Consider the following 22,297-nt stretch of genomic DNA (forward strand, 5'->3'; position numbering starts at 1 on the left):
AACTGGCCAAGTGGACCGATCGGGTGGGGTGTGACGATCCTGGGGATATCGGGGCGGCAATCTCCCGCAATGACCTGACAACTCCCCATGTCTCGCCGCTGCGGCGGGCGTTCAGGCTCCGGACAGCCCTTCGAGTTACCTCTGTGTCAGTAGTAGGCTCGCGCCGTTTGTTGACGCACATGTGTGCCCCCGGCCGGCGGGGGTCCAGCTGGGGGAGACCATGCGCTTTCGCGGGAAGTCCATCCGCCGGAAGATCGTGGCGCTCCTTCTCGTGCCCCTCGTGTCCCTGACCGCGATCTGGGCGTTCGCCACGGTCATCACCGGCCGTGCGGCCGGAGACCTGTTCAACGTGTCGTCGGTGGTCGAGAAGATCGGCTACCCCACCGAGGACACCGTCCGCGTCATCCAGCGGGAACGCCGCCAGTCCCTCGTCTATCTCGCCGATCCGCGCGCAGCCGACGGCCTCACCGACCTCCGCCGCAGCCGCGCCGCGACCGACGCGGCCGTCGCCAAGATCCGTAGGAACGCCCAGAACCCGGACGTCCGCGACGCGATGGGACGGGGCACCGACAGCCGGGTCTCCGCGGTCCTCGACGCCTTCGACGGACTCCAGTCGCTGCGCCGCAGCGTCGAGGACGGCACCGTCAACCGGACCCAGGCCCTCGGTCTCTACAACCACCTCGTCGACCCGTGCTACGTCCTGCTGACCAACCTCCACGTCGTCGACAACGTGGAGATGGACAAGCAGTACCGCGCCCTCGTCAACCTCGCCCGGGCCCGTGAGTTCCTCTCCCGTGAGGACGCCCTGCTCGGCTCCTCCCTGATCGTCGGCAAGCTCACCCGGGACGAGACCCGCGACATCTCCGACCTCGTCGCGCAGCGCACCCTGATGTACGACGTCAACCTGCCGCTGCTGCCCGCCTCGGAGCGCGGGCACTTCGAACGCTTCTGGAAGAACGCGGCCAGCGCACCGCTGCGCGTGGCCGAACAGGCCGCCGCCTCCTCGGAGTCGGGGTCGCTCCACAACGTCACCGCGCAGACCTGGAACACCGCCGCCGGTGCCGTGCTGAACAAGCTCGGCACCCTCGACGACCAGGCCAACGACCGCTACCAGGACCGCGTCCGTCCCGTCGCGATGAACGTCATCCTCAAGGCGGCCGTCGCCGGGGTCCTGGGGCTGATCGCCCTCCTGTTCTCGCTGTTCCTGTCCGTCCGCATCGGCCGCGGCCTCATCCGCGACCTGCGCCAACTCCGCCTGGACGCCCACGAGGCGTCCGGCGTCCGGCTGCCCAGCGTGATGCGCCGCCTGTCCGTGGGCGAAGTGGTCGACGTGGAGACCGAGGTCCCGCGTCTCGAGTACGACCGCAACGAGATCGGCGACGTCGGCCAGGCCCTGAACACCCTCCAGCGCGCGGCCGTCGAAGCCGCCGTCAAGCAGGCCGAGTTGCGCTCCGGCGTCTCCGAGGTCTTCGTCAACCTCGCCCGCCGCAGCCAGGTCCTGCTGCACAAGCAGCTCACCCTGCTCGACACCATGGAGCGCAGGACCGAGGACACCGACGAACTCGCCGACCTGTTCCGCCTCGACCACCTGACGACCCGTATGCGCCGGCACGCCGAGGGCCTGGTGATCCTCTCCGGGGCCGCCCCGTCCCGGCAGTGGCGCAAGCCGGTCCAGCTCATGGACATCGTCCGCGCGGCCGTCGCCGAGGTCGAGGACTACGAGCGCATCGAGGTCCGCAGGCTGCCGCGTATCGCCGTCACCGGTCCCGCCGTCGCGGACCTCACCCACCTGGTGGCCGAACTCCTGGAGAACGCCACGGTGTTCTCCCCGCCGCACACCGCCGTCCAGGTCGTGGGGGAGCGGGTCGCCAACGGCTTCACCCTGGAGATCCACGACCGGGGCCTCGGCATGGCGGCCGAAGCGCTCCTGGACGCCAATCTCCGGCTCGCCGAGACACCGGAGTTCGAGCTCTCCGACACCGACCGCCTCGGCCTCTTCGTGGTCAGCCGGCTCGCCCAGCGGCAGAACGTCCGCGTCTCGCTCCAACCGTCGCCCTACGGGGGCACCACCGCCGTCGTGTTCATCCCCGACGCCCTGCTGAGCGACGACGTCCCGGACACCAACGGCATCGGCTTCCGCCTCGACCGGCCCCGGCCGACCAAGGAGGCCGAGCTGGAGGAGGGCCACCGCTCCGCGCTCTCCCAGATGCCCGTGAAGCTGCCAGGGCTGCCGCCCGCCCTCCTGGACGGCCCGGTCGAACTGGAAGCCCCCGTCGACCTCGACGTCCTCGAAGGCTTCCCGAACTCGCTCGACGACGAGGACGGCGAGCGCGGCGGGATCTTCCGCCCCCGCCGCGCCTCCACCCACCGCGACGACCTCGCTCCCGTGCGCCCCGTGGAACAGCATCAGCAGGTCCCCGAGGCGGACACGGACGGCCGCCGCGGCGAGCCGCTTCCGCTGCCCAGGCGCCGTACGCCCAAGCTGGTCAGTTCGCATGGACGCCCGGTCGTGGAGCAGCGCTCCCGGCATGAAACGGGGGACTCCGGAGAGGCCGATTTCGACGGTCCCTCCACCGCCCCGACCCTGGGCGGACCGGAGCCGGACGGCCCCGCACCGCTCCCCGCCCGGCGACGCGGTGACACGCCGCTACGGCGCCGTACCGACGTCCCCGGAGGACGTGCCGAAGCCGCGCAGCCACCCGCCTCCCCGGGGCGCGGTCTTGGCGAGCCGCCCGAGACACCCTCGCTGCCCAGGCGCACCCGGCGTGCCGAGATCGCGTCGAGTGCTCCGGAACCCGAGGTTCCGCCGGGCCGGACCGGATCCGACACGGGAGCGTTGCCCAGACGTGTACGTCAGGCCAATCTGGCCCCGCAGCTGAAACAGGACCCCGAGCGGCGCGCCGCGAGCCCGGCCGAGGTCGCCGAGCGCGACGCCGACGAGGTGCGCAGCCGTATGGCCTCGCTCCAGCGCGGCTGGCAGCGCGGCCGCGAGGAGAACGCCGCGGGCGACGACGCCCCAGGCGGCACAGCACAAGGAACTAAGGGGGACGGTCGATGACCGCACCGAAGGCGACCGGCCACAGCACCGACCAGCGTGGCCTGAACTGGCTCCTCGACGACCTCGTCGAGCGTGTCGCCAGCATCCGCAAGGCCATCGTGCTCTCCGGCGACGGCCTCGCCACCGGCGTGTCCCAGGATCTGACCCGCGAGGACAGCGAACACCTGGCCGCCGTGGCCTCCGGCTTCCACAGCCTCGCCAAAGGCGTCGGCCGCCACTTCGAGGCGGGCAGCGTGCGGCAGACGGTCGTCGAACTCGACGAGGCCTTCCTGTTCGTCACGGCCGCGGGCGACGGCAGCTGCCTCGCCGTCCTCGCCGACGCCGACTCCGACGTCGGCCAGGTCGCCTACGAGATGACCCTGCTCGTGAAGCGGGTCGGTGTGCATCTGGGGGCCGCTCCGCGCACCGACCTGCCTCTGGGCGGGTAGTGACATGACATGAGCGGAGACGGTCAGGGAAGAAGCCACTGGTTCGACGACGAGGCCGGACCGGTCGTCAGGCCGTACGCGATGACGCGCGGCCGCACGACCAGTGCGGCCCAGCACCGCCTCGACCTCATCGCGGTGGTCATCGCCGAGTCCCAGGACGACGGGTCTGAGGCGGACCACGCGCTGTCCCCGGAGCACGTGGACATCGTCGGCCTCTGCCGTGACGCCCCGCAGTCGGTCGCCGAACTCGCCGCCGAACTCGACCTGCCCATCGGGGTGATACGGGTCCTCATCGGCGATCTCGTGGACGGGGAGCTCGTCCATGTGTCACGTCCCGTACCCCCTGCCGAACTGGTGGACGAGAGTATTCTGCGCGACGTGATTTCCGGCCTCCGGGCCCTGTGAGCGGTGCGAGCCACCGCCCCCCTACCCCATCGAGCAGGAGTACAGATCGATGATCTTCGGGCGTTCTGAGCGAGGCAAGCCTCCGGTCGAGCCCGTCACGCTCAAGATCCTGGTGGCCGGCGGCTTCGGCGTGGGCAAGACGACCCTCGTCGGCGCGGTCAGCGAGATCAGGCCGCTGCGCACGGAGGAACTGCTCACCGAGGCCGGGCGCCCGGTCGACGACACCAGCGGGGTGGAGGGCAAGCACACCACCACGGTGGCCATGGACTTCGGCCGTATCACCCTGCGGGAGGACCTGGTGCTGTACCTCTTCGGTACGCCGGGGCAGGAGCGGTTCTGGTTCATGTGGGACGAGCTGTCCGAGGGCTCGCTCGGCGCCGTCGTGCTCGCCGACACCCGCCGCCTGGAGGACTGCTTCGCCGCCCTCGACTACTTCGAGCGGCGCTCCATACCCTTCGTCGTCGGCGTCAACTGCTTCGAAGGCGCGGACCGTTACCCCGCGGACGCCGTACGCCAGGCCCTGGACCTCGACGAGGACGTCCCCCTCATGCTCTGCGACGCGCGCGACCGGGCCTCGGTCAAGGATGTCCTCATCGAGGTCGTCCAGCACGCGATGGCCTACGGCGCCAAGCGCCGCCAGATCGTCACGAGTTGAGGCGCGGGGGCGGCCCGTGCCCCCGCCGACCGGGGTACGGGCCGCAGCTCGCGGAACGGCACGCACGCGCGTGTGCCCCGTGAACTAGGCACACGCGTGTGCCTAGTTGTCGCCGTCCTCCTCCCAGCCGAAGCTCTTCTCCACCGCCTTGCGCCAGTTGTGGTATTCGCGATCACGTACCGACGGCTCCATGGAGGGCGTCCACTCGACGTCCTTCTGCCAGTGCGCCTTCAGTTCGTCCAGGTCGTTCCACACCCCGGTGGCGAGCCCGGCCGCGTAGGCGGCGCCCAGGCAGGTCGTCTCCGAGACCCTGGGCCGGATCACCGGTACGTCGAGGACGTCCGCCTGATGCTGCATCAGGAGGTTGTTCTTGGTCATGCCGCCGTCGACCTTCAGGGTGGTGATCTGTACCCCGGAGTCCTGGAACATGGCGTCCACGACCTCTCGCGTCTGCCAGCTCGTCGCCTCCAGGACGGCGCGTGCGAGGTGCCCCTTGGTGACGTAGCGGGTCAGCCCGGTGACGACGCCGCGCGCGTCGGAGCGCCAGTAGGGGGCGAACAGGCCGGAGAACGCGGGCACGATGTACGCGCCGCCGTTGTCGTCCACGCTCGCGGCCAGGGTCTCGATCTCGTCGGCGCTGCGGATGATGCCGAGTTGGTCGCGGAACCACTGAACGAGCGCGCCCGTGATGGCGATCGATCCCTCCAGGCAGTAGACGGGCGCCTCACTGCCGATCTTGTAGCCCATCGTCGTCAGGAGCCCGTTCTTCGAAGGGACGGGCCGGTTCCCGGTGTTGAGCAGCAGGAAGCTGCCCGTGCCGTAGGTGTTCTTCGCGTTGCCCACGTCGTAGCAGGCCTGTCCGAACACGGCCGCCTGCTGGTCGCCGAGGGCCGACGCGACGGGCACGCCCGCGAGTTGGCCGACCGCGGTGCCGTAGACCTCGGCGGAGGACTTGATCTCGGGGAGGATCGCCTCGGGCACGTTCATCGCGGAGAGGATGGCCTGGTCCCACTGGAGGGTCTCCAGGTTCATCAGCATGGTGCGTCCGGCGTTCGTCACGTCGGTGACGTGCTTGCCGCCGTCGGTGCCGCCGGTGAGGTTCCAGATCAGCCAGGAGTCGATCGTGCCGAAGACGATCTCGCCGCGCTCGGCACGGTCCCTGAGGCCAGGCACGTTGTCGAGCAGCCAGGCCGCCTTGGGACCGGAGAAGTAGCTGGCGAGCGGCAGTCCGGTCTGCTCGCGGAAGCGGTCGGGGCCGTCCGAGCCGCCGAGCTGCTTGCACAGGGCCGCGGTGCGGGTGTCCTGCCACACGATCGCGTTGTGCACGGGTTTGCCGGTGGCGCGGTCCCAAAGGACCGTCGTCTCCCGCTGGTTGGTGATGCCGAGCGCGCTCAGCTGGTCGGCGCGCAGTCCCGCCTTGGCGATCGCCCCGGCGACCACCGCCTGCACCTTGGACCAGATCTCGGTGGCGTCGTGCTCCACCCAGCCCGGCTTGGGGAAGATCTGGCGGTGCTCACGCTGGTCGACGGCGACGATCGCGCCGTCCTGGTTGAAGACGATGCAGCGGCTGGAGGTGGTGCCCTGGTCGATTGCGGCGACGAACCTGTCCGTCATGACGACCCCTTTGTCGTGTCCTTCGGCTCCTGCGGAGGGCTGCCCCCGTCCTGCGGCGGGCTGCTCCTCGAAGTCCGTTGTCAGAAGGCTGCGTTGAAGATGACCCCGGCCAGCGCCCCGCCGATCAGCGGTCCCACCACCGGGATCCACGCGTAACTCCAGTCCGAGGTGCCCTTGTTCGGGATCGGGAGCAGCGCGTGGACGATGCGCGGGCCCAGGTCACGGGCCGGGTTGATGGCGTACCCGGTGGGACCGCCGAGCGACAGGCCGATGCCGACCACCAGGAAGGAGACGACCAGCACCGCCGTCCCGGAGGTGCCGAGTCCCTTGGTGAGCCCGAAGGCCAGGATCGGCAGCACCAGAGCGATCGTCGCGATGATCTCCGTCATCAGGTTCGCCACCACGTTGCGGATCGTGGGCGAGGTGGAGAAGATCCCGAGCGTGGGCTGCGCCATCTCCTCCTCGGCGTTGGCCTGGAACTGCGCGTAGTAGACCAGCCAGCACAGCACCGCGCCGAGTATGGCGCCCACCATCTGGCCAGCGATGTAGAGCGGGACCTTGTCCCACTTCCCGGTGTCGATGGCGATGCCGATGGTGACCGCCGGGTTGAGCTGCCCGCCGGACAGCGGGGCGGCGGTGTACGCCCCGGCCATCACGCCGAAGCCCCAGCCGAAGGCGATGACGATCCAGCCGCCGTCCTTCGCCTTCGAGTAGTTCAGTACGACGGCGGCGACCACGCCGGCGCCGAAGAGGATCAGGATCGCGGTGCCGATGACCTCACCGAGGAATATGTCTCCATTGCTCATGGCGGCTCCTAGGCCCTCGCCCGGGACGGTCGGCCCCGGTCCTCCGTGCAGGGTGCGGTTCCCTTGGCGACTTCAGCCGAAGGCAGGGAGGGTCCCGAGCCCCGCCCGGCGTCCGTGACGAGCGTGCCGTCGTGGCCGAATCGCCCATGGGAAGTGGGCCTGAGCGCAGGCGGAGCCAGCGCGGCGCAGTGCCTGGTACGCCGAGAATGTACGGCGATGTCGACCGACACCGGGAAGTGTTCACCGGCGTCCAGGGAGCGTCAAGGTCGCGGACCGCAACGGTGACACCCGCTCAGACGGCCCCTGGCGCCCCGCAGAAGGCCGCCGGGCCGCGCTCAGCGCCCGGGGGACTCCGCGGTCCTGCGGTCGGCCCGTACGGGCGTCACGCGCGTTCCGCGCAGGATCTCGTACTCGGTCAGCCCCGCCCGGTTCAGCACCCAACTCGTGCCGTCCAGCGCCTTCGCCGCCTTCTTCAGCGGCGCCAGACACGCGGCCGCCTGCCGGTGGTCGGTCACACTGCCCGGCGGACACAGGACGGTCGCCAGGGACAGCGTCACGGGCCTGCCGCCCGCCTCCCAGCGCACGTCGAGCACGGCGGCGGCCAACGGAGCCAGCCCCTCCGGATCGGTGAGCACCAGGAAGTCGTCCCCGCCGATGTGTCCCACGCGTGTGTGCCCGGCCGCCGCCGACTGCAGCGCCCGCCCGACCGAGCGGATCAGCTCGTCGCCCGCCGCGAACCCGGCCCCGTCGTTGACCTGTTTGAAGTGGTCGACATCCAGCCAGCTCAGCGCGAACGTCCGCCCGTCGACGATCCGCCGGTCCACCTCACCGGTGATCGTGTCCGAACCGGGCAGCCTGGTCAGCGGATTGAGCCCCGCCGCCTCCTCCACCCGTGTCTCGGCCAGCGCCCGCACCAGATCCGCGAGCCGTACGACGCCGACGCACCGCCCGTAGCGGTCGACCACCGCCACATCGTCCGACGTACGGTCCGCGTCGCCGACCGCGACGACGTCCAGGACCTCCCAGGCGGTCGCGTCGTCGCCGACGGTCCGCGGCACGTCACCGAGCTTGGCGGCGGGCCGGTCGGCGTACAGGGCGTGGCCGTAGCGCCCCGACATCGACAGCAGGAAGCGGGACCGGTGCACCGACCGCACCGGCACCCCGTCCCGGTCCACGAGCACCACCCCGGAGACGTCCGGTGAGCCGGTCAGCAGCGCCCGCACCTGACCGGCGGACGCCGTGTCGGGCAGCAGCGCGGCCGGCCGGACGAACTCTCGCACCCACGGCCCCGAAGGCGGTGTCGCCGCGAGCCCGGGAGCGCGCGGCGGAACGTATACGTCCGCCGCCGGCATCCGCGTCGGCGGCGCGAACAGCTCGCCCTGCGCCAACTGCGCCCCGGCCGCCCGCGCGGCGGCACACTGCGCCTCGGTCTCGACGCCCTCCACCGACAGCAGGGCACCCAACTGCTCGCACAGCGTCCGCATCGCCCGCACCGCGGCCGGCCGATCCAGCAGCGACGCGTCGAGCTTCACCAGGTCGGGCGCGAGATCCGTGAGCAGCCGCAGGGGCACGTCACCGTCGCCGACGCCGTCCACGCAGATCCGGAACCCCTGGCCCCGCAGCTCGGACACCGCCTCCAGGAGCGCCCGCCGGGGCACGTGCGTGTACGGCGGGCCGATGTCGACCGTGACCTCCCACGGCAGCCGTCCCGCCTCGCGCACCGCGCTGTGCAGCGGGGTGAGGCCGCCGAGATCGGCGAGCGTGCCGGCGAACACGTTGAGGTGCAGCGGCAGCAGCGTCTCCTTGCGCGCGGCGGCGCGGACCGCCAACACGGCCAGCCTGCCGTCGAGTTCGGGGTCGCGGCGGGCCTCGGCCAGGATGTCGCCGGTCTCCGGGCGGACGAGGATCTCCAGGCCCGCTATCCCTCCGGTGGTCAGATTGACCACCGGCTGGAAGGCGAAGCGGAGAGTATCCGTCGTGGAGCGCACGGCAGCATGATGACGTCACCGGCGTACGCCCAGGGCCAGTTCATAAGACGTTCACGCAGCCTTGCGGGCCGGTCGCACGGGGTGCGGGACACGCCGTCGCTCACCGCACGGCGAGCACCGCCGACCCGTGTCCGAACAGTCCCTGGTTCGCGGTGAGTCCCACCCGCGCCCCCGGGATCTGCCGCTCGCCCGCGTCGCCCCTCAACTGCCAGGTCAACTCGCAGACCTGGGCGATCGCCTGCGCCGGAACCGCCTCCCCGAAGGAGGCCAGTCCGCCGCTCGCGTTCACCGGTATGCGCCCGCCCGGAGCCGTCGCGCCCTCCCGCAGCAGCTTGGCGCCCTCGCCCTCGCCGCACAGCCCCAGGTCCTCGTACCACTGCAACTCCAGGGCGGTGGACAGGTCGTACACCTCGGCCAGTGAGAGGTCCTCCGGGCCGACGCCCGCCTCCTCGTAGGCCGCGCGCGCGATCGACGCCCGGAACGTCTCGTCCGGGGGTGCCACCGCCGCCGCGGAGTCGGTGGCGATGTCCGGGAGGTCCAGCACCGTGTTCGGATAACGCGGCGTCACCGTGGACACCGCCCGGATCCGCACCGGGTCCGCCGCTCCGTGCCGGCGCGCGAACTCCATGGTGGACAGCACCAGGGCCGCCCCGCCGTCCGAGGTCGCGCAGATGTCGAGCAGCCGCAGCGGATCGGCGACCACCGCGGAGGCGGCGACCTCCTCGGCGGAGACCCGCTTGCGGTAGCGCGCGTACGGATTCAGCGCCCCCAGGGCCGCGTTCTTCACCTTGACCTGGGCGAAGTCCTCCGGGGTGTCTCCGTAGAGGGCCATCCGCCGACGCGCGTACAGCCCGAAATACGTCGGGTTCGTCGCCCCCAGGACCCGGAAGCGCAGCCAGTCCGGATCGTCGTGCCGCTCGCCGCCGGCCGGCCGGAAGAACCCCTTGGGCGCGGCGTCGGCGCCCACGACCAGCACCACGTCCGCGAGCCCCGAAAGAAGCTGCGCCCGCGCCGCGTTGACGGCCTGCGCCCCGGACGCGCACGCCGCGTACACGCTCGCCACCCGGGCGCCCTGCCAGCCCAGTGCCTTCGCGAACGTCGCGCCCGCCACGTACCCCGGATAACCGCCACGCACCGTGTCCGCGCCGACGATCGAGCCGACGTCCCGCCACTCCAGTCCCGCGTCGGCGAGCGCCGCCCGGGCCGCCGCCGTCCCGTACTCGACGAAGCCGCGCCCCCACTTGCCCCAGGGGTGCATGCCCGCGCCGAGCACCGCTACGTCCGCCGTCATCACGCCACCCCCGCAGGCCGCCAGTGCCAGGTCGTCCAGGTCGTCTCCGCGTCCTCGTCGAGCACCCCGGGGACGACCTCCACCTCCATGCCCACCGCCAGATCGGCGACGGTGATCCCGGGAACCGCCTGTCCCAGCACCACGATCCGCTCGGACTCCAGCTCCACAGCGATCAACGTGTACGGCTCCCACGGAAGTTCCGGATCGCTCACATACGGTGACGGTGGCCGGTACCGGCTGTCCGTGTACGACCAGACACGGCCGTGCCGCGACAGGGGGACCTCCTCCAGGTCGCCGCCCCGGCAGGCCGGATTGCGGCAGTGGGCGTCCTCCCGCGGGAAGAAGACCGAGGCGCACGCCGAGCAGCGCGTGCCCAGCAGCCGGAAGCCGTCCCCGTCCCCGGTGAACCAATCGGTGACCACAGGTGTGCGTGTCCGCGACAACGTCCCTCCACAGCACTGGATCTGACGGAACGTCAGAAGTGTGCCACGGGCAACGGAAAATGAGCAGGGCGTTTCGCTGAACCATCGAGCCCCTCACGGCGTCGTCGTATCGGGAGAGACGGCCGGGGCCCACGGGGGTGGTTCCGGCCGTTTCCCGTTCACGCGCGGCCCCTGGAAAGACGCCCTCCGCTTGATCGGATACAGTCCGCCGGGTGTCCGAAACTCAAGCCTCCGTCCCCAACTCCGGGCCGAACAGCCACTGTTCGAGCTGCGGATCGCCCTACGGAGAGGGCGTCTCCGGCTGGCCCCGCACCTGCCCGGCCTGCGGCACCGTCGCGTACCGCAACCCGCTGCCGGTAGCCGTCGCACTCCAGCCCGTGTACGACACCAAGGGCACCGCCCTGGTCGTCATCACCCGAACCGTCGCTCCCGCGCGCGGAGGCGTCGCCCTCCCGGGCGGTTACGTCGACGACCGCGAGGACTGGCGCCAGGCCCTCGTCCGCGAACTCAGGGAGGAGACGGGCATCGAAGCAGCGAGCCGTGACGTACGGCTCGTCGACGCCATCAGCTCGCCCGACGGGCATCTCCTGCTCTTCGGGGTCCTTCCCGAGCGCCCGGTGGAGGGACTGCCCAAGTCCGCCGCCACCGACGAGACGGAGGGCTGGCACCTCCTGCGCAGGCCGGAGGAGCTGGCCTTCCCGCTGCACTCCGTGGCCGTCAAGGCCTGGTTCGAAGGCCGGTACATCTGAGGTCAGCCCTCACCGAGCCCTCGCACCCGCACCGGGTAGGACGGCGCGCTCACGCCGTCCTCCCCCTCCTGCTCCACGACCACCCGCCGGCCCTCCCAGCGGGCGACGTACCGCTCGATCTCCGGTTCGTCCCAGCCGTCGCCCGCGTCCGGCACCACCAGCCCGCCCCCGGTCCGTCCCCGGGCGGGCGCCCACACCTCCAGCTCCAGCCCGCCGTCCGCTCCCCGCACCGGCAGCACGGCACCCGCGCGCGCGAGCACCGGAATCCGCGACAAGGGGGCGTCGACGAGAATCTGGGCCGGCCCCTCATAGGCCCGCTCCGTCTCCGTGTCGTACCAGCGCCCCCTCGGCAACTGCACCGCCCGCCGGTCCGACCCCGGGTCGAGCACCGGCGCCACCAAGAGGCAGTCGCCCAGCAGGAAGGCGTCCTCGCAGTCCCGTAGCGCGCGATCCTCGGGAGCGCCCCACCACAGGGGCCGCACATAGGGCGCCCCGGTCCGCCGCGCCAGATGGGCCAGCGTCATGAAGTACGGCAGCAGCCGCCGCCGTTCGACGAGCGCCACGCGCGCGTGCTCCAGCACCTCGGCACCGAACTCCCAGGGCTCCCGACGCCCCGCACGCAGACTCGCGTGAGTCCGGAACAGCGAGAGATACGCGCCCAGTTGGAACCAGCGCAGATACAGCTCCGGCGACGGACTCCCGTCGAAACCGCCCACGTCAGGCCCCGAGTAGGGCACCCCGCACAGCCCGAGCCCCATGACCAGGGACAGCGAGGCCCGCAGCCCCGGCCAGCCGGTGGCCACATCGCCGGACCAGGTTCCCCCGTAGACCTGCATCCCGGCCCACCCGGAGCGCGAGAAGAGGAACGGCCGCTCCTGGGGGGCCAGTTCGCGCAACGCCTCGTAGGCGGCTCTCGCCATGCACAGCGCGTACACGTTGTGCGCCTCGCGATGATCGCCGCCCCGGCCGTCGAGGTCGTGCCGGGCCGAACGCGGCAGCGTTGACTCCCCGAATGCGGCGAACGACGTCGGCTCGTTCATGTCGTGCCAGAAGCCCGTGAACCCCTGAGAGAGCCGCTCCTTGTAGAGCCCGCCCCACCACTCCCGCACACGCGCGTGCGTGAAGTCCGGGAAAACGGCCTCCCCGGGCCATACGACTCCCCGCACCAGCCGCCCAGAGGCGTCCCGCACGAAGGCGTCCTCGGCCGTACCGCTGTCGTAGACGGCGTTCCCGGGCACGGCCTTCACCGCGGGGTCGACGACGGACACCAGGCGGATGCCGTCCCGCCGCAGCTCCTCGGCGAGCACCGGCAGCTTCGGGAAGTGCTCGTGGTCGACGGTGAACACCTGGTGCTCGTCGTAGTGGTCGATGTCCAGGTGGACGGCGTCCAGCGGCAGACCGTGCTCCTGGTAGCCGGCGACGATCCGCCGCACCTCCTGCTCGCTGCCGAAGCCCCACCGCGCGTGATGGTGCCCCAGCGCCCACGCCGGCGGCAGCGCGGGAGCACCGGTCAGCGAGGCCCACGCGTGCAGCACGCGCGCGGGGGTGCCCACCACCACCCAGCAGCGCAGCGGACCGCCGTCCATCCGCAGGTCGGACGTCCCGGCCCGGTCGTGCCCGGAACCGGCACCCTCCTCGCCCTCCCGCAGCGTCACCGTGCCGTCCCAGGAGGTGTCGTGGAACACCAGATGCGTCGCCGCGTCGGCCACCACCAGCTGCACGGGCATGGTGACGTACAGCGGATCGTCACCCGGCGCGAAGGCGTGCCCGGGGTCGGTGTTCCACAGCCGGTACGTCCCGTCCCGCAACCGCGGGCCCGAAGCGCGCCCGCCGAGCCCGAAGAACCGGGCGTCCGCCGCCACCTCCGAGCGCTGCATCCAACGCGCCGTGCCGCCGCCCACCGGCTCCCACCACCGCGGCGGCAGATCCCGGCGCAGCGTCACACCTCCGGGCGTACGCACCTCGACCGCGCCGTGCCGCGACACGGCGACCGTCACCCGCTCCGCCACGACCCGCCAGCCGCCGTCCTTGTCCGGCTCCAGGACCGCCCGGGGATCCGGCTCCGGGCACCGCCCGCCGAGCGCGTACGACGGCTCGGGACCGGCCCCGTCCCAGCCCCAGAAGACGGCTCCGTTCACGGCGACCGTGATGCGCAGCTCCGAGCGGCTGAACCGGACGATCCCGCCACCGGGGCCCGGCACCGCGTCCCGCACCGGGCCGGGCACCCGCGCCCGCTCCGCCCCGCGCGCGGGCAGCCCGCTGGCATCGGCACGCCTCCTGCGCCACGCCGCCCGTACGGTACGCAAACCCTGCGCCGCCCCCGTCGAACCGACCACCTTCACCGAACGCACCAGGTCACGACCGTCCATGCTGCTCACCCTGCCATTACAAGCGCCGCATAACCGTGTCGTTCAACTGCCGTTCACCCGTGGTGGGACCACATCTTCACGACACGGACTATGTGGAGCCCGCCCTGGTGTAGAAGTCGATCACATGGCATCGTCCGTGTCAGCCGCGTCACGCGCACACCCCCGCCCGTGCGCGACCGACGCACACGACGCGCACAGTCCCGGGAGCCGCCCCATGTCGACCGCGAACCCCCTGCCGCTCTGGCAGCCAGATCCGGAACGCATCGCCCAGGCACAGGTCACAAGGTTCCAGTCCTGGGCGGCCGAACACCACGGAGCCCCCGCCGAGGGCGGCTACGCGGCACTGCACCGCTGGTCCGTCGACGAACTGGACACCTTCTGGCAGGCCGTCACCGAGTGGTTCGACGTCCGCTTCTCGACCCCCTACGCGCGCGTGCTCGGCGACCGCTCGATGCCCGGCGCCCAGTGGTTCCCCGGAGCGACCCTCAACTACGCCGAGCACGCCCTGCGCGCGGCGGCGACCCGCGCGGACGAACCGGCCCTCCTGTACGTCGACGAGACCCACGAACCGACCCCGGTCACCTGGTCGCAGCTGCGCCGCCAGGTCGGCTCTTTGGCCGCCGAACTGCGCACCCTCGGCGTACGCCCCGGAGACCGCGTCAGCGGCTACCTCCCGAACATTCCCCAGGCCGTCGTCGCCCTGCTCGCCACGGCCGCCGTGGGGGCCGTCTGGACGTCCTGCGCGCCGGACTTCGGCGCCCGCAGCGTCCTCGACCGCTTCCAACAGGTCGAGCCGGTCGTCCTGTTCACCGTCGACGGCTACCGCTACGGCGGCAAGGAGCACGACCGCCGCGACACGGTCGCCGAACTCCGCCGCGAACTGCCCACCCTGCGCGCCGTCGTGCACATCCCCCTGCTCGGCACCGAAGCCCCCGAAGGCGCCCTGGAGTGGTCGTCCCTGACCTCGGCCGACGCGGAGCCCGTCTTCGAACAGGTCCCCTTCGAGCACCCCCTGTGGGTCCTCTACTCCTCGGGCACGACCGGCCTCCCCAAGGCCATCGTCCAGTCCCAGGGCGGCATCCTCGTCGAGCACCTCAAACAACTCGGCCTGCACTGCGACCTGGGCCCCGAGGACCGCTTCTTCTGGTACACGTCGACCGGCTGGATGATGTGGAACTTCCTCGTCTCCGGCCTCCTGACCGGCACGACGATCGTCCTCTACGACGGCAGCCCCGGGTACCCCGACACCGCCGCCCAGTGGCGCATCGCCGAACGCACCGGAGCGACCCTCTACGGCACCTCGGCCGCGTACGTCATGGCCTGCCGCAAGGCCGGCGTCCACCCGTCGGGCGACTTCGACCTCTCCAAGGTGAAGTGCGTCGCCACGACCGGCTCACCACTGCCCCCGGACGGCTTCCGCTGGCTGCGCGACGAGGTCCGCGACGACCTCTGGATCGCCTCGGTCAGTGGCGGCACGGATGTCTGCTCCTGCTTCGCGGGAGCCGTACCGACCCTCCCGGTGTACATCGGCGAACTCCAGGCCCCCGGCCTCGGCACCGACCTCCAGTCCTGGGACCCGAACGGCGAACCCCTGGTCGGCGAGGTCGGCGAACTCGTGGTCACCAACCCGATGCCGTCCATGCCGATCTACTTCTGGAACGACCCCGAAGGCACCCGCTACCACGACAGCTACTTCGACACGTACCCCGGAGTGTGGCGCCACGGCGACTGGATCACCGTCACCTCCCGGGGCTCCGTCGTCATCCACGGCCGCTCCGACTCCACGCTCAACCGGCAGGGCGTACGCATGGGTTCGGCCGACATCTACGAAGCGGTCGAACGGCTCCCGGAGATCAAGGAGTCCCTCGTCATCGGCATCGAGCAGCCCGACGGCGGCTACTGGATGCCCCTCTTCGTGCACCTCGCCCCGGGAGCCGTCCTCGACGACGCCCTTCTGGCCCGCATCAAGCAGACGATCCGCGAACAGCTCTCCCCACGCCACGTGCCCGACGAGGTCATCGAGGTCCCCGGCGTCCCGCACACCCTCACCGGGAAGCGCATCGAGGTACCCGTCAAACGCCTCCTCCAGGGCACCCCTTTGGAGAAGGCGGTCAACCCGGGCTCCATCGACAACCTCGGCCTGCTGGGCTTCTACGAGGAACTCGCCCGCAAACGCGCCTGATCGGCCTCCCGTAGTGGTCGATTAGCCTCCATAGGTGGCCTCGGACTCACCGAGCACAGCGGCGAAGTCCGAGGCCAGCCGCACCGCGTCGGCCGGTTCGAGTTCGGCGACGGAGATCCGTACGCCGGGCTCGGACGACAGCCGGAACCGCGCCCCGGCGGCGACCCACCAGCCGTGCGAGCGCAGCCCGTTGACCACGGCGGACTCGTCCCGCACGGGCACCCAGAGATTCATCCCGCTCACCCCGTGCGCCGCGATGCCCCGCACGCCCAACTCCTCGCGGAGGGCCTTCCGGCGCAGCGCGTAGGCCTCCTGCGCACGCGTGACCAACGCGCGCGTGTCGTCGTCCGTCATCAGACCGTGGACGGTCTCCTGGAGGAGGTGACTGACCCAGCCGGACGTCAGCAGCAACCGCCCGTCGTGCCGCGCCGACGTGACCGGATCACAGGCCGCCGCCGCCCACCGCAGGTCCGTACCGAGGAACTTGCTCACCGTCCGCACGTGCACCCACCGCGTCAGCCCGCCGGAAGTCAGCGACCACAGGGGAGCACCGGCCACGGCGGACGCGTGGTCGTTCTCCACGACCAGCACCTCAGGCTCGTCCCGAAGCACCTCGACGAGCGCGTCCCGCCGCGCCTCCGAGAAGCAGCCCCCGTACGGGTTCTGTGCCCGAGGACTGCATACGACGGCCCGCACACCTGCCCGCAGCGCCGCGCGCAGGGCATCGGGACGCACACCCTCGTCGTCCACGGCGACCGGCACCATGCGCAGCCCCAACGCCGTGACGAGATCCAGGAGATGGTGATAACCGGGATCCTCCATGGCCACGGCATCACCCGGCCGCAACTCCACGGACAGCAGCCGCCCGACCAGATCCAGCGCCCCGTGCGCGAAGGTCACGTGCTCCACAGGCACACCGTCAGGCCGGAGCCAGTACCGCACGGCCTCCTCCAACCGCGCCAGCCTCGGCGTCGACCGGTGGGACCGCGCCCCCGGGGACAACCGCGAAGGCGGCACCAGCGCAGGCAGGAACGCGGGATCGGGGTGCCCGCCCGCCAGATCCCGCAGGCCCTCAGGGACCCGGGGCGGCCGCCGCGACGCCACCGCCGGAGCATCCGCCACCACGGTCCCGCCCCGTCCGCGCGTGACGACGATGCCGCGCTGCCGCAGCTCCTTGTACGCCGTGGCGACGGTCCCTGGACTCACCCCGAGCCCGTCCGCGAGCCGCCGCACCGGAGGCAGCGCGGCCCCCGGCCCCAACACGCCCTCGGCCACGCGCCGTTCGACGGACGCGGCAATCCCCTTGGCCGTCGTACCACTGATCCCATATTGTATTGCCACGTTGGCAACTATGTACCAACACATAATTCGTTGCAAGGGGGAGCAGTGGGGACGACGCGACGCGCGACCGTACGGCCGAAACGCATACCCGGAGGACGCGACGGCCGCAGAATGCTCGCGATCGCCCTCGTCGACCGCACCGGCAGCGGCCTGTGGGCCTCCGTCTCCGTCCTGTACTTCACCTACGTCTCGCATCTGTCCGTCGCCCAGGTCGGCACCCTCGCCGCACTCGCCGGAGCCATCGGCATCGCCGGCGCGCCCCTCGGCGGCCGCCTCGCCGACCGGTTCCCGATCACCCGCGTCCTCGTCGCCCTCCAACTCCTGCGCGCCCTGGCCTCGTTCGCCCTGCTCACCACCGACAACTACGTCCTGCTGATCGTCTTCTCGGCCGCCGGCGGCTTCGGGGACCGCGCCGCCAACGTGCTCACCAAGCTCTACGCCACCCGCGTCTCAGGACCGGACCGCATCCGCTACCAGGCCATCAGCCGCACCGCGGCCAACGCCGGCTGGGCCCTGGGCGGCCTCACCGCCGCGGCCGCCCTCGCCCTCGGCACGACCGCCGCCTACCACTGGCTCCTCCTCGGCGACGCCCTCTCCTTCGTCGCCATCGCGACCCTCACCATGCGCTGCGGCGAACCCCCGTCACCGGCCCGCACCGTCGCGACATCCAAGGACGCGCCACCCGCGAGCAGGCCCCCGAACCCATGGCGCGACCGCACCTACCTCGGGTACGTCGCCACCGAGACCGTCCTCTTCCTCGACGACGCTGTCTTCAAGGTCGGCCTGCCGCTGTGGATCGCCCACGCCAGCGCCGCGCCGCACGGCATGGCACCCCTGCTGATGGTCCTCAACAACGTGCTGGTCGTGGCCCTGCAAGTCCCCCTGGCCCGCCTCGCCACCACGACAGCGGCCACCCGCAACCTGCTGATACCGCTCTCCGCCGCCTTCGCGCTCGGCGGCTGCACCCTGGCGCTCTCGGCCACCGGCGGGCCCGTGACCGCCGCGCTCCTGCTCACCGCCTCGGCAACCGCCTTCACCCTGGCCGAGATGCTCCACGCCACCGTCTCGTGGGAACTCTCGGTCGCCCTCGCACCTGACACCGCGCAGGGCGCCTACCTCGGCGTGCACGGACTCGCCCCGTCCATCCAACGCAGCATCGGCCCACTCGCCGTCACCGCGGCCATCGCCACCGGCCCCTTCGGCTGGACCGCCTTCGGCGGCGCCATCGCTCTGACCTGCATGATTCAGCACCGCCTGGTCCGCCGACCGCTCGCTCAGGCGCCGTTGTCAGTGCCGCCGGTTACTGTGAGTGAGCATTGATCGACAGCGCACAGGGGGAAACATGGCGCACACCGACCACCTCATCAACCGACGCCTTCTGCGCCGCGAAATCGCGGGCACCATCGGCCTGTTGACCGACGAGCAGGACTTCAGCGCCATGCGGCGCTACCGCAGCTTCACCTTCGACGACCACACCGCCTACCTCCAGCAGGTGGAGGCCCTCCTGAGGAGCCGCGCCTCCCAGGGCAGCCACACCAGCGTGGCCCTCTTCGACCCGGAGGAATACGCCGAGTTCTGCGCCGCCCGCGAACTGGAGCCCGACATCTCGTCGAGCCGCGCCCGCTTCACGGCCGAACTCGCGGCCACCGGCCCCACCCTGCCCTACGAGGGCCAGCCACTGGCCGACCTCCTCCCGGCCCTGGTCGACGAAGCCGTCCGCCAGGCCACCTGGGAGTACGCGACCACACTCCTGTCCCGCCTGGGCGCCTGCGCCTCCTGCGGCGAGGACATCGGCCGCGCGGCCTTCACCCGGGCCTCCGGCCTCCTCGTCCGCATCCTCGACACGGCCCGCCCCGGCAACCGCCACCTGGTCTGCAGCGTCTCGGGAGCACCGGAAACCCTCGTCTCCGTACTCCACGCCGACCAGGACGAGGACGGCACCACCCACCTGGACGACGCCGAGGCCCTCGAATTCACCACGGTCCTCGCCCTAGGCCTCGCCACCCGAAGCCCCGGCGGCCTCGTCATGCGCACCACCACACCGAACACCCCCGACTGCATCTATGGCTGGCGCCTGCGCGGCGACGGCCTGGAACCTCTGACCGCGGGCGAGGTCTTCGACGCCTACTGCACCGATGTCGAATCCGGCGACCTCATCTCCCCGGAGTCAGACGTCGACTACTGCGTACCGCCGGACCTCGGGGACCTGGAGCCGCCCCAAGGAGGACACCACCACTGAACACACCAGGGGCGCCCCACCCACAGGTGAGGCGCCCCTGGAACACAGCCGACGGAAGGCCGCCGACCCGACTACTCGCCGGACAGCACAGCCTGCGCCGCCGCGCGCGCCTCCTCGGCACTGTCCGCGGCCCGCGCAGCCAGCGCGGCCCGCTCGCACTGCGCCAGCGTGTACTTCGCCAGCGCCGACCGCACATAAGGAATCGAAGCCGCACCCATCGAAAGCGAGGTGACCCCCAGACCGGTCAGCACACAGGCCAGCAGCGGGTCGGACGCGGCCTCACCGCAGACACCACAGCTCTTGCCCTCGGCCTTCGCGCCCTCGGCGGACATCGCGACCAGGTCGAGCAGCGCGGGCTGCCACGGATCCTGCAGCCGGGACACCGCACCCACCTGACGGTCGGCGGCGAACGTGTACTGCGCGAGGTCGTTGGTCCCCAGCGACAGGAACTCGACCTCCTGCAGAATCGAGCGCGCCCGCAGGGCGGCCGACGGAATCTCCACCATCGCCCCGAACTTGGCCCGCAGCCCGGCCTCCCGGCACGCGTCGGCGAACGCCTTGGCGTCCGCACGGTCCGCGACCATCGGAGCCATGACCTCCAGATACACCGGCAGGCCTTCTGCGGCCTTCGCGAGCGCCGTCAACTGGGTACGCAGGACGTCCGGGTGGTCGAGCAGCGACCGTAGACCCCGCACACCCAGCGCAGGGTTCGGCTCGTCGGCCGGCGTCAGGAAGTCCAGCGGCTTGTCCGCGCCCGCGTCCAGCACCCGCACCACGACACGTCCCTCGGGGAACGCCTCGAGCACCTGCCGGTAGGCCTCGACCTGCTTCTCCTCGGACGGCGCGTTCTTGCTGTCGTCCAGGAAGAGGAACTCGGTACGGAAGAGACCCACACCCTCGGCCCCGGCCTCCAGCGCGGCCGGCAGATCAGCGGGACCGCCGATATTGGCCAGCAACGGCACCTTGTGCCCGTCGGAGGTGGCACCCGGCCCCGTGGAAGCGGAGAGAGCGGCCTTGCGCGCGGCGGCGGCGGTCTCCAGCTGCTCCTTCTTCTCGGCACTCGGGTTCACGAAGATCTCACCGGTGCTGCCGTCGACGGCGACGACCGTGCCCTCGGCCAGCTCCCCGGCTCCGGGCAGCGCCACCACGGCCGGCACACCGAGCGCCCGCGCCAGGATCGCGCTGTGACTAGTCGGCCCGCCCTCCTCGGTCACGAAACCGAGCACCAGCGCCGGGTCCAGCAGCGCCGTGTCCGCAGGCGCGAGATCACGGGCAATAAGGACGTACGGCTCGTCACTGTCGGGAACACCCGGCATGGGTACCCCGAGAAGCCGGGCGACGATACGGTTCCGCACGTCATCGAGGTCGGCCACCCGACCGGCGAGGTATTCACCCGCACCGGCCAGCAGGGCACGGTAGGCGGCGAAGGCGTCGTACACAGCCCGCTCCGCGGTACTGCCGACCGCGATACGGCGCTCCACGTCCGCCATCAACTCGGGGTCCTGGGCCATCATGGCCTGCGCCTCGAGCACCGCCTGGGCTTCGCCCCCCGCCAGATTGCCGCGCGCCATCAGGTCGGCCGCCACAGCGTCCACGGCCTGGCGGGCGCGCCCCTGTTCACGCTCCGCGTCCTCCACCGGGCTCTGCTTGGCAGGCGGTTCCAGGACCGCCGTCCCCATGTGCCGAACCTCGCCGATCGCCACACCGTGGCTCACACCGACGCCTCGCAGCGTTGTCTCCATCTCACCCGTCTCCGATAGTGCGGCGGGTCCCGCCGCCGCGGTGGTTGTCCTGCTCACCGTCATCACGACGGCACTGACGTCACGCCCAGGCGAAGAGGGTGTCGCCGGTCTTCACATCGCCGTCCTCACGGAGGTCGGAGAGGGACTCAGCGGTCGCTTCGAGAGCCACGATCGGGCACACCGGGGACTTGCCGGCGGCCTCGACGGCGGCCGGGTTCCAGCGCACGACGCTCTGACCGCGGGTCACGGTGTCGCCCTTGTTGACGAGCAGCTCGAAGCCCTCGCCGTTGAGCTGCACGGTGTCGATACCGAGGTGGGTGAGCACACCGTGTCCCTCGGCGTCCACGACGACGAAGGCGTGCGGGTGGAGGGAGACGATGACTCCGTCCACGGGAGAAACGGCCTCGGAAGGCTCGCGTACGGGGTCGATGGCCGTGCCGGGGCCGACCATGGCCCCGGAGAAGACCGGATCCGGCACCGCGGCCAGTCCGATGGCACGTCCTGCGAGAGGGGACGTCACGCTGGTCATGGGAAGCCTCCCAGAGGTGGGAAATGTGATGGGGCCGTCACTACCTGTCCCGGACGGCACACTGAGCAGCAGGGTATGTCATATGTAGTAACGGTTCCGCCCGAGAGGTCCGGATTAGTGGTCTAGACCACACCTCTAAGCGATTTGCACCTGCTCTACGGCCGCATGTACAGTCGTACTCCTGCTTGAGGCCGAGCGACGCGACCAAGCGCCTTTGCTTGGCCTGGCAGCACCCAACTTGTCAGATCCTATCTCGGGGTCACCTTCCGCATGCCTGCGGGACGGTGGTCAGGGGGCCGGAAAAACACTGATAGAGTTTGGAACACCGAAGGGAAGCCCGGAGGAAAGCCCGAGAGGGTGAGTACAAAGGAAGCGTCCGTTCCTTGAGAACTCAACAGCGTGCCAAAAATCAACGCCAGATATGTTGATACCCCGTCTCCGACTGTCATCTGACGGTT

General features: G+C 71.1%; 17 protein-coding genes. 8 read left to right on the forward strand and 9 right to left on the reverse strand.

Annotated elements, in window-relative coordinates; all coding sequences use genetic code 11:
- The first annotated feature begins 220 nt into the window (after nt 1-220).
- The 4 genes from OHT77_RS37005 to OHT77_RS37020 are packed head-to-tail and all read left to right on the forward strand — an operon-like array spanning nt 221 to nt 4,546.
- The gene (locus tag OHT77_RS37005) at nt 221-3,058 is read left to right on the forward strand and encodes a sensor histidine kinase (RefSeq protein ID WP_328832711.1); all 2,838 of its coding nucleotides are present in this window, start codon (nt 221-223) and stop codon (nt 3,056-3,058) included.
- Nucleotides 3,055-3,486 (forward strand): roadblock/LC7 domain-containing protein, encoded by a 432-nt coding sequence (locus OHT77_RS37010; protein ID WP_266766856.1) that lies wholly within the window; start codon nt 3,055-3,057, stop codon nt 3,484-3,486. Before OHT77_RS37005 ends, OHT77_RS37010 begins: the two co-directional genes overlap by 4 nt.
- 9 nt (nt 3,487-3,495) lie before the next feature.
- A complete protein-coding gene (locus OHT77_RS37015; protein WP_328832712.1) occupies nt 3,496-3,891 on the forward strand; it encodes a DUF742 domain-containing protein in 396 nt (131 codons plus the stop codon).
- A gap of 49 nt (nt 3,892-3,940) precedes the next feature.
- Nucleotides 3,941-4,546, forward strand: a complete 606-nt coding sequence (locus OHT77_RS37020; RefSeq protein WP_328832713.1) for a GTP-binding protein — start codon at nt 3,941-3,943, stop codon at nt 4,544-4,546.
- A 102-nt stretch (nt 4,547-4,648) separates the two neighbouring features.
- Here OHT77_RS37020 and glpK read toward each other — a convergent pair whose 3' ends face one another.
- The 5 genes from glpK to OHT77_RS37045 all read right to left on the reverse strand — a co-directional run bounded on the left by glpK (nt 4,649) and on the right by OHT77_RS37045 (nt 10,667).
- Nucleotides 4,649-6,160, reverse strand: coding sequence for a glycerol kinase GlpK (glpK, locus tag OHT77_RS37025; RefSeq protein ID WP_328832714.1), 1,512 nt, complete (start codon nt 6,158-6,160; stop codon nt 4,649-4,651).
- Between the two features lie 80 nt (nt 6,161-6,240).
- Nucleotides 6,241-6,966 carry an MIP/aquaporin family protein gene (locus OHT77_RS37030; protein WP_266766853.1) on the reverse strand — a complete coding sequence of 242 codons (726 nt, stop codon included), beginning with the start codon at nt 6,964-6,966 and terminating at the stop codon, nt 6,241-6,243.
- A gap of 335 nt (nt 6,967-7,301) precedes the next feature.
- Complete coding sequence (locus OHT77_RS37035; RefSeq protein WP_328832715.1) at nt 7,302-8,954, reverse strand: GGDEF domain-containing protein; 1,653 nt, start codon at nt 8,952-8,954, stop codon at nt 7,302-7,304.
- 100 nt (nt 8,955-9,054) lie between these two features.
- Complete coding sequence (locus OHT77_RS37040) at nt 9,055-10,245, reverse strand: lipid-transfer protein (RefSeq protein WP_328832716.1); 1,191 nt, start codon at nt 10,243-10,245, stop codon at nt 9,055-9,057.
- Nucleotides 10,245-10,667, reverse strand: coding sequence for a Zn-ribbon domain-containing OB-fold protein (locus tag OHT77_RS37045; RefSeq protein WP_328832717.1), 423 nt, complete (start codon nt 10,665-10,667; stop codon nt 10,245-10,247). Before OHT77_RS37045 ends, OHT77_RS37040 begins: the two co-directional genes overlap by 1 nt.
- A gap of 233 nt (nt 10,668-10,900) precedes the next feature.
- Between OHT77_RS37045 and OHT77_RS37050 the strand changes: the two genes are divergently transcribed.
- The gene (locus OHT77_RS37050; protein ID WP_328832718.1) at nt 10,901-11,437 is read left to right on the forward strand and encodes an NUDIX domain-containing protein; all 537 of its coding nucleotides are present in this window, start codon (nt 10,901-10,903) and stop codon (nt 11,435-11,437) included.
- A 2-nt stretch (nt 11,438-11,439) separates the two neighbouring features.
- Here OHT77_RS37050 and OHT77_RS37055 read toward each other — a convergent pair whose 3' ends face one another.
- Nucleotides 11,440-13,806, reverse strand: coding sequence for a glycoside hydrolase family 31 protein (locus tag OHT77_RS37055; protein WP_328832719.1), 2,367 nt, complete (start codon nt 13,804-13,806; stop codon nt 11,440-11,442).
- A 214-nt stretch (nt 13,807-14,020) separates the two neighbouring features.
- Here OHT77_RS37055 and OHT77_RS37060 point away from each other — a divergent pair, with 214 nt between their 5' ends.
- Entirely contained in the window at nt 14,021-15,988 is a 1,968-nt protein-coding gene (locus tag OHT77_RS37060; RefSeq protein WP_328832721.1) for an acetoacetate--CoA ligase, read from the forward strand.
- Between the two features lie 21 nt (nt 15,989-16,009).
- Here OHT77_RS37060 and OHT77_RS37065 read toward each other — a convergent pair whose 3' ends face one another.
- Nucleotides 16,010-17,329, reverse strand: coding sequence for an aminotransferase class I/II-fold pyridoxal phosphate-dependent enzyme (locus OHT77_RS37065; RefSeq protein ID WP_328832722.1), 1,320 nt, complete (start codon nt 17,327-17,329; stop codon nt 16,010-16,012).
- Between the two features lie 45 nt (nt 17,330-17,374).
- On the opposite strand from OHT77_RS37065, the gene OHT77_RS37070 reads away from it, so the two are divergent.
- Both OHT77_RS37070 and OHT77_RS37075 read left to right on the forward strand, forming a co-directional pair.
- The gene (locus OHT77_RS37070) at nt 17,375-18,649 is read left to right on the forward strand and encodes an MFS transporter (RefSeq protein WP_328832723.1); all 1,275 of its coding nucleotides are present in this window, start codon (nt 17,375-17,377) and stop codon (nt 18,647-18,649) included.
- Nucleotides 18,650-18,671: 22 nt separating this feature from the next.
- Nucleotides 18,672-19,568: a hypothetical protein gene (locus OHT77_RS37075; protein WP_328832724.1), complete on the forward strand. Its 897-nt coding sequence runs from the start codon at nt 18,672-18,674 to the stop codon at nt 19,566-19,568.
- Nucleotides 19,569-19,639: 71 nt separating this feature from the next.
- Here the strand turns inward: OHT77_RS37075 and ptsP are convergent, their stop codons facing one another.
- Nucleotides 19,640-21,310, reverse strand: coding sequence for a phosphoenolpyruvate--protein phosphotransferase (ptsP, locus tag OHT77_RS37080; protein ID WP_328832725.1), 1,671 nt, complete (start codon nt 21,308-21,310; stop codon nt 19,640-19,642).
- Between the two features lie 79 nt (nt 21,311-21,389).
- A complete protein-coding gene (locus tag OHT77_RS37085; protein ID WP_266766842.1) occupies nt 21,390-21,839 on the reverse strand; it encodes a PTS sugar transporter subunit IIA in 450 nt (149 codons plus the stop codon).
- Nucleotides 21,840-22,297 lie beyond the last annotated feature (458 nt).

The organism is Streptomyces sp. NBC_00252, from assembly GCF_036187565.1.
Taxonomy (GTDB): Bacteria; Actinomycetota; Actinomycetes; order Streptomycetales; family Streptomycetaceae; genus Streptomyces.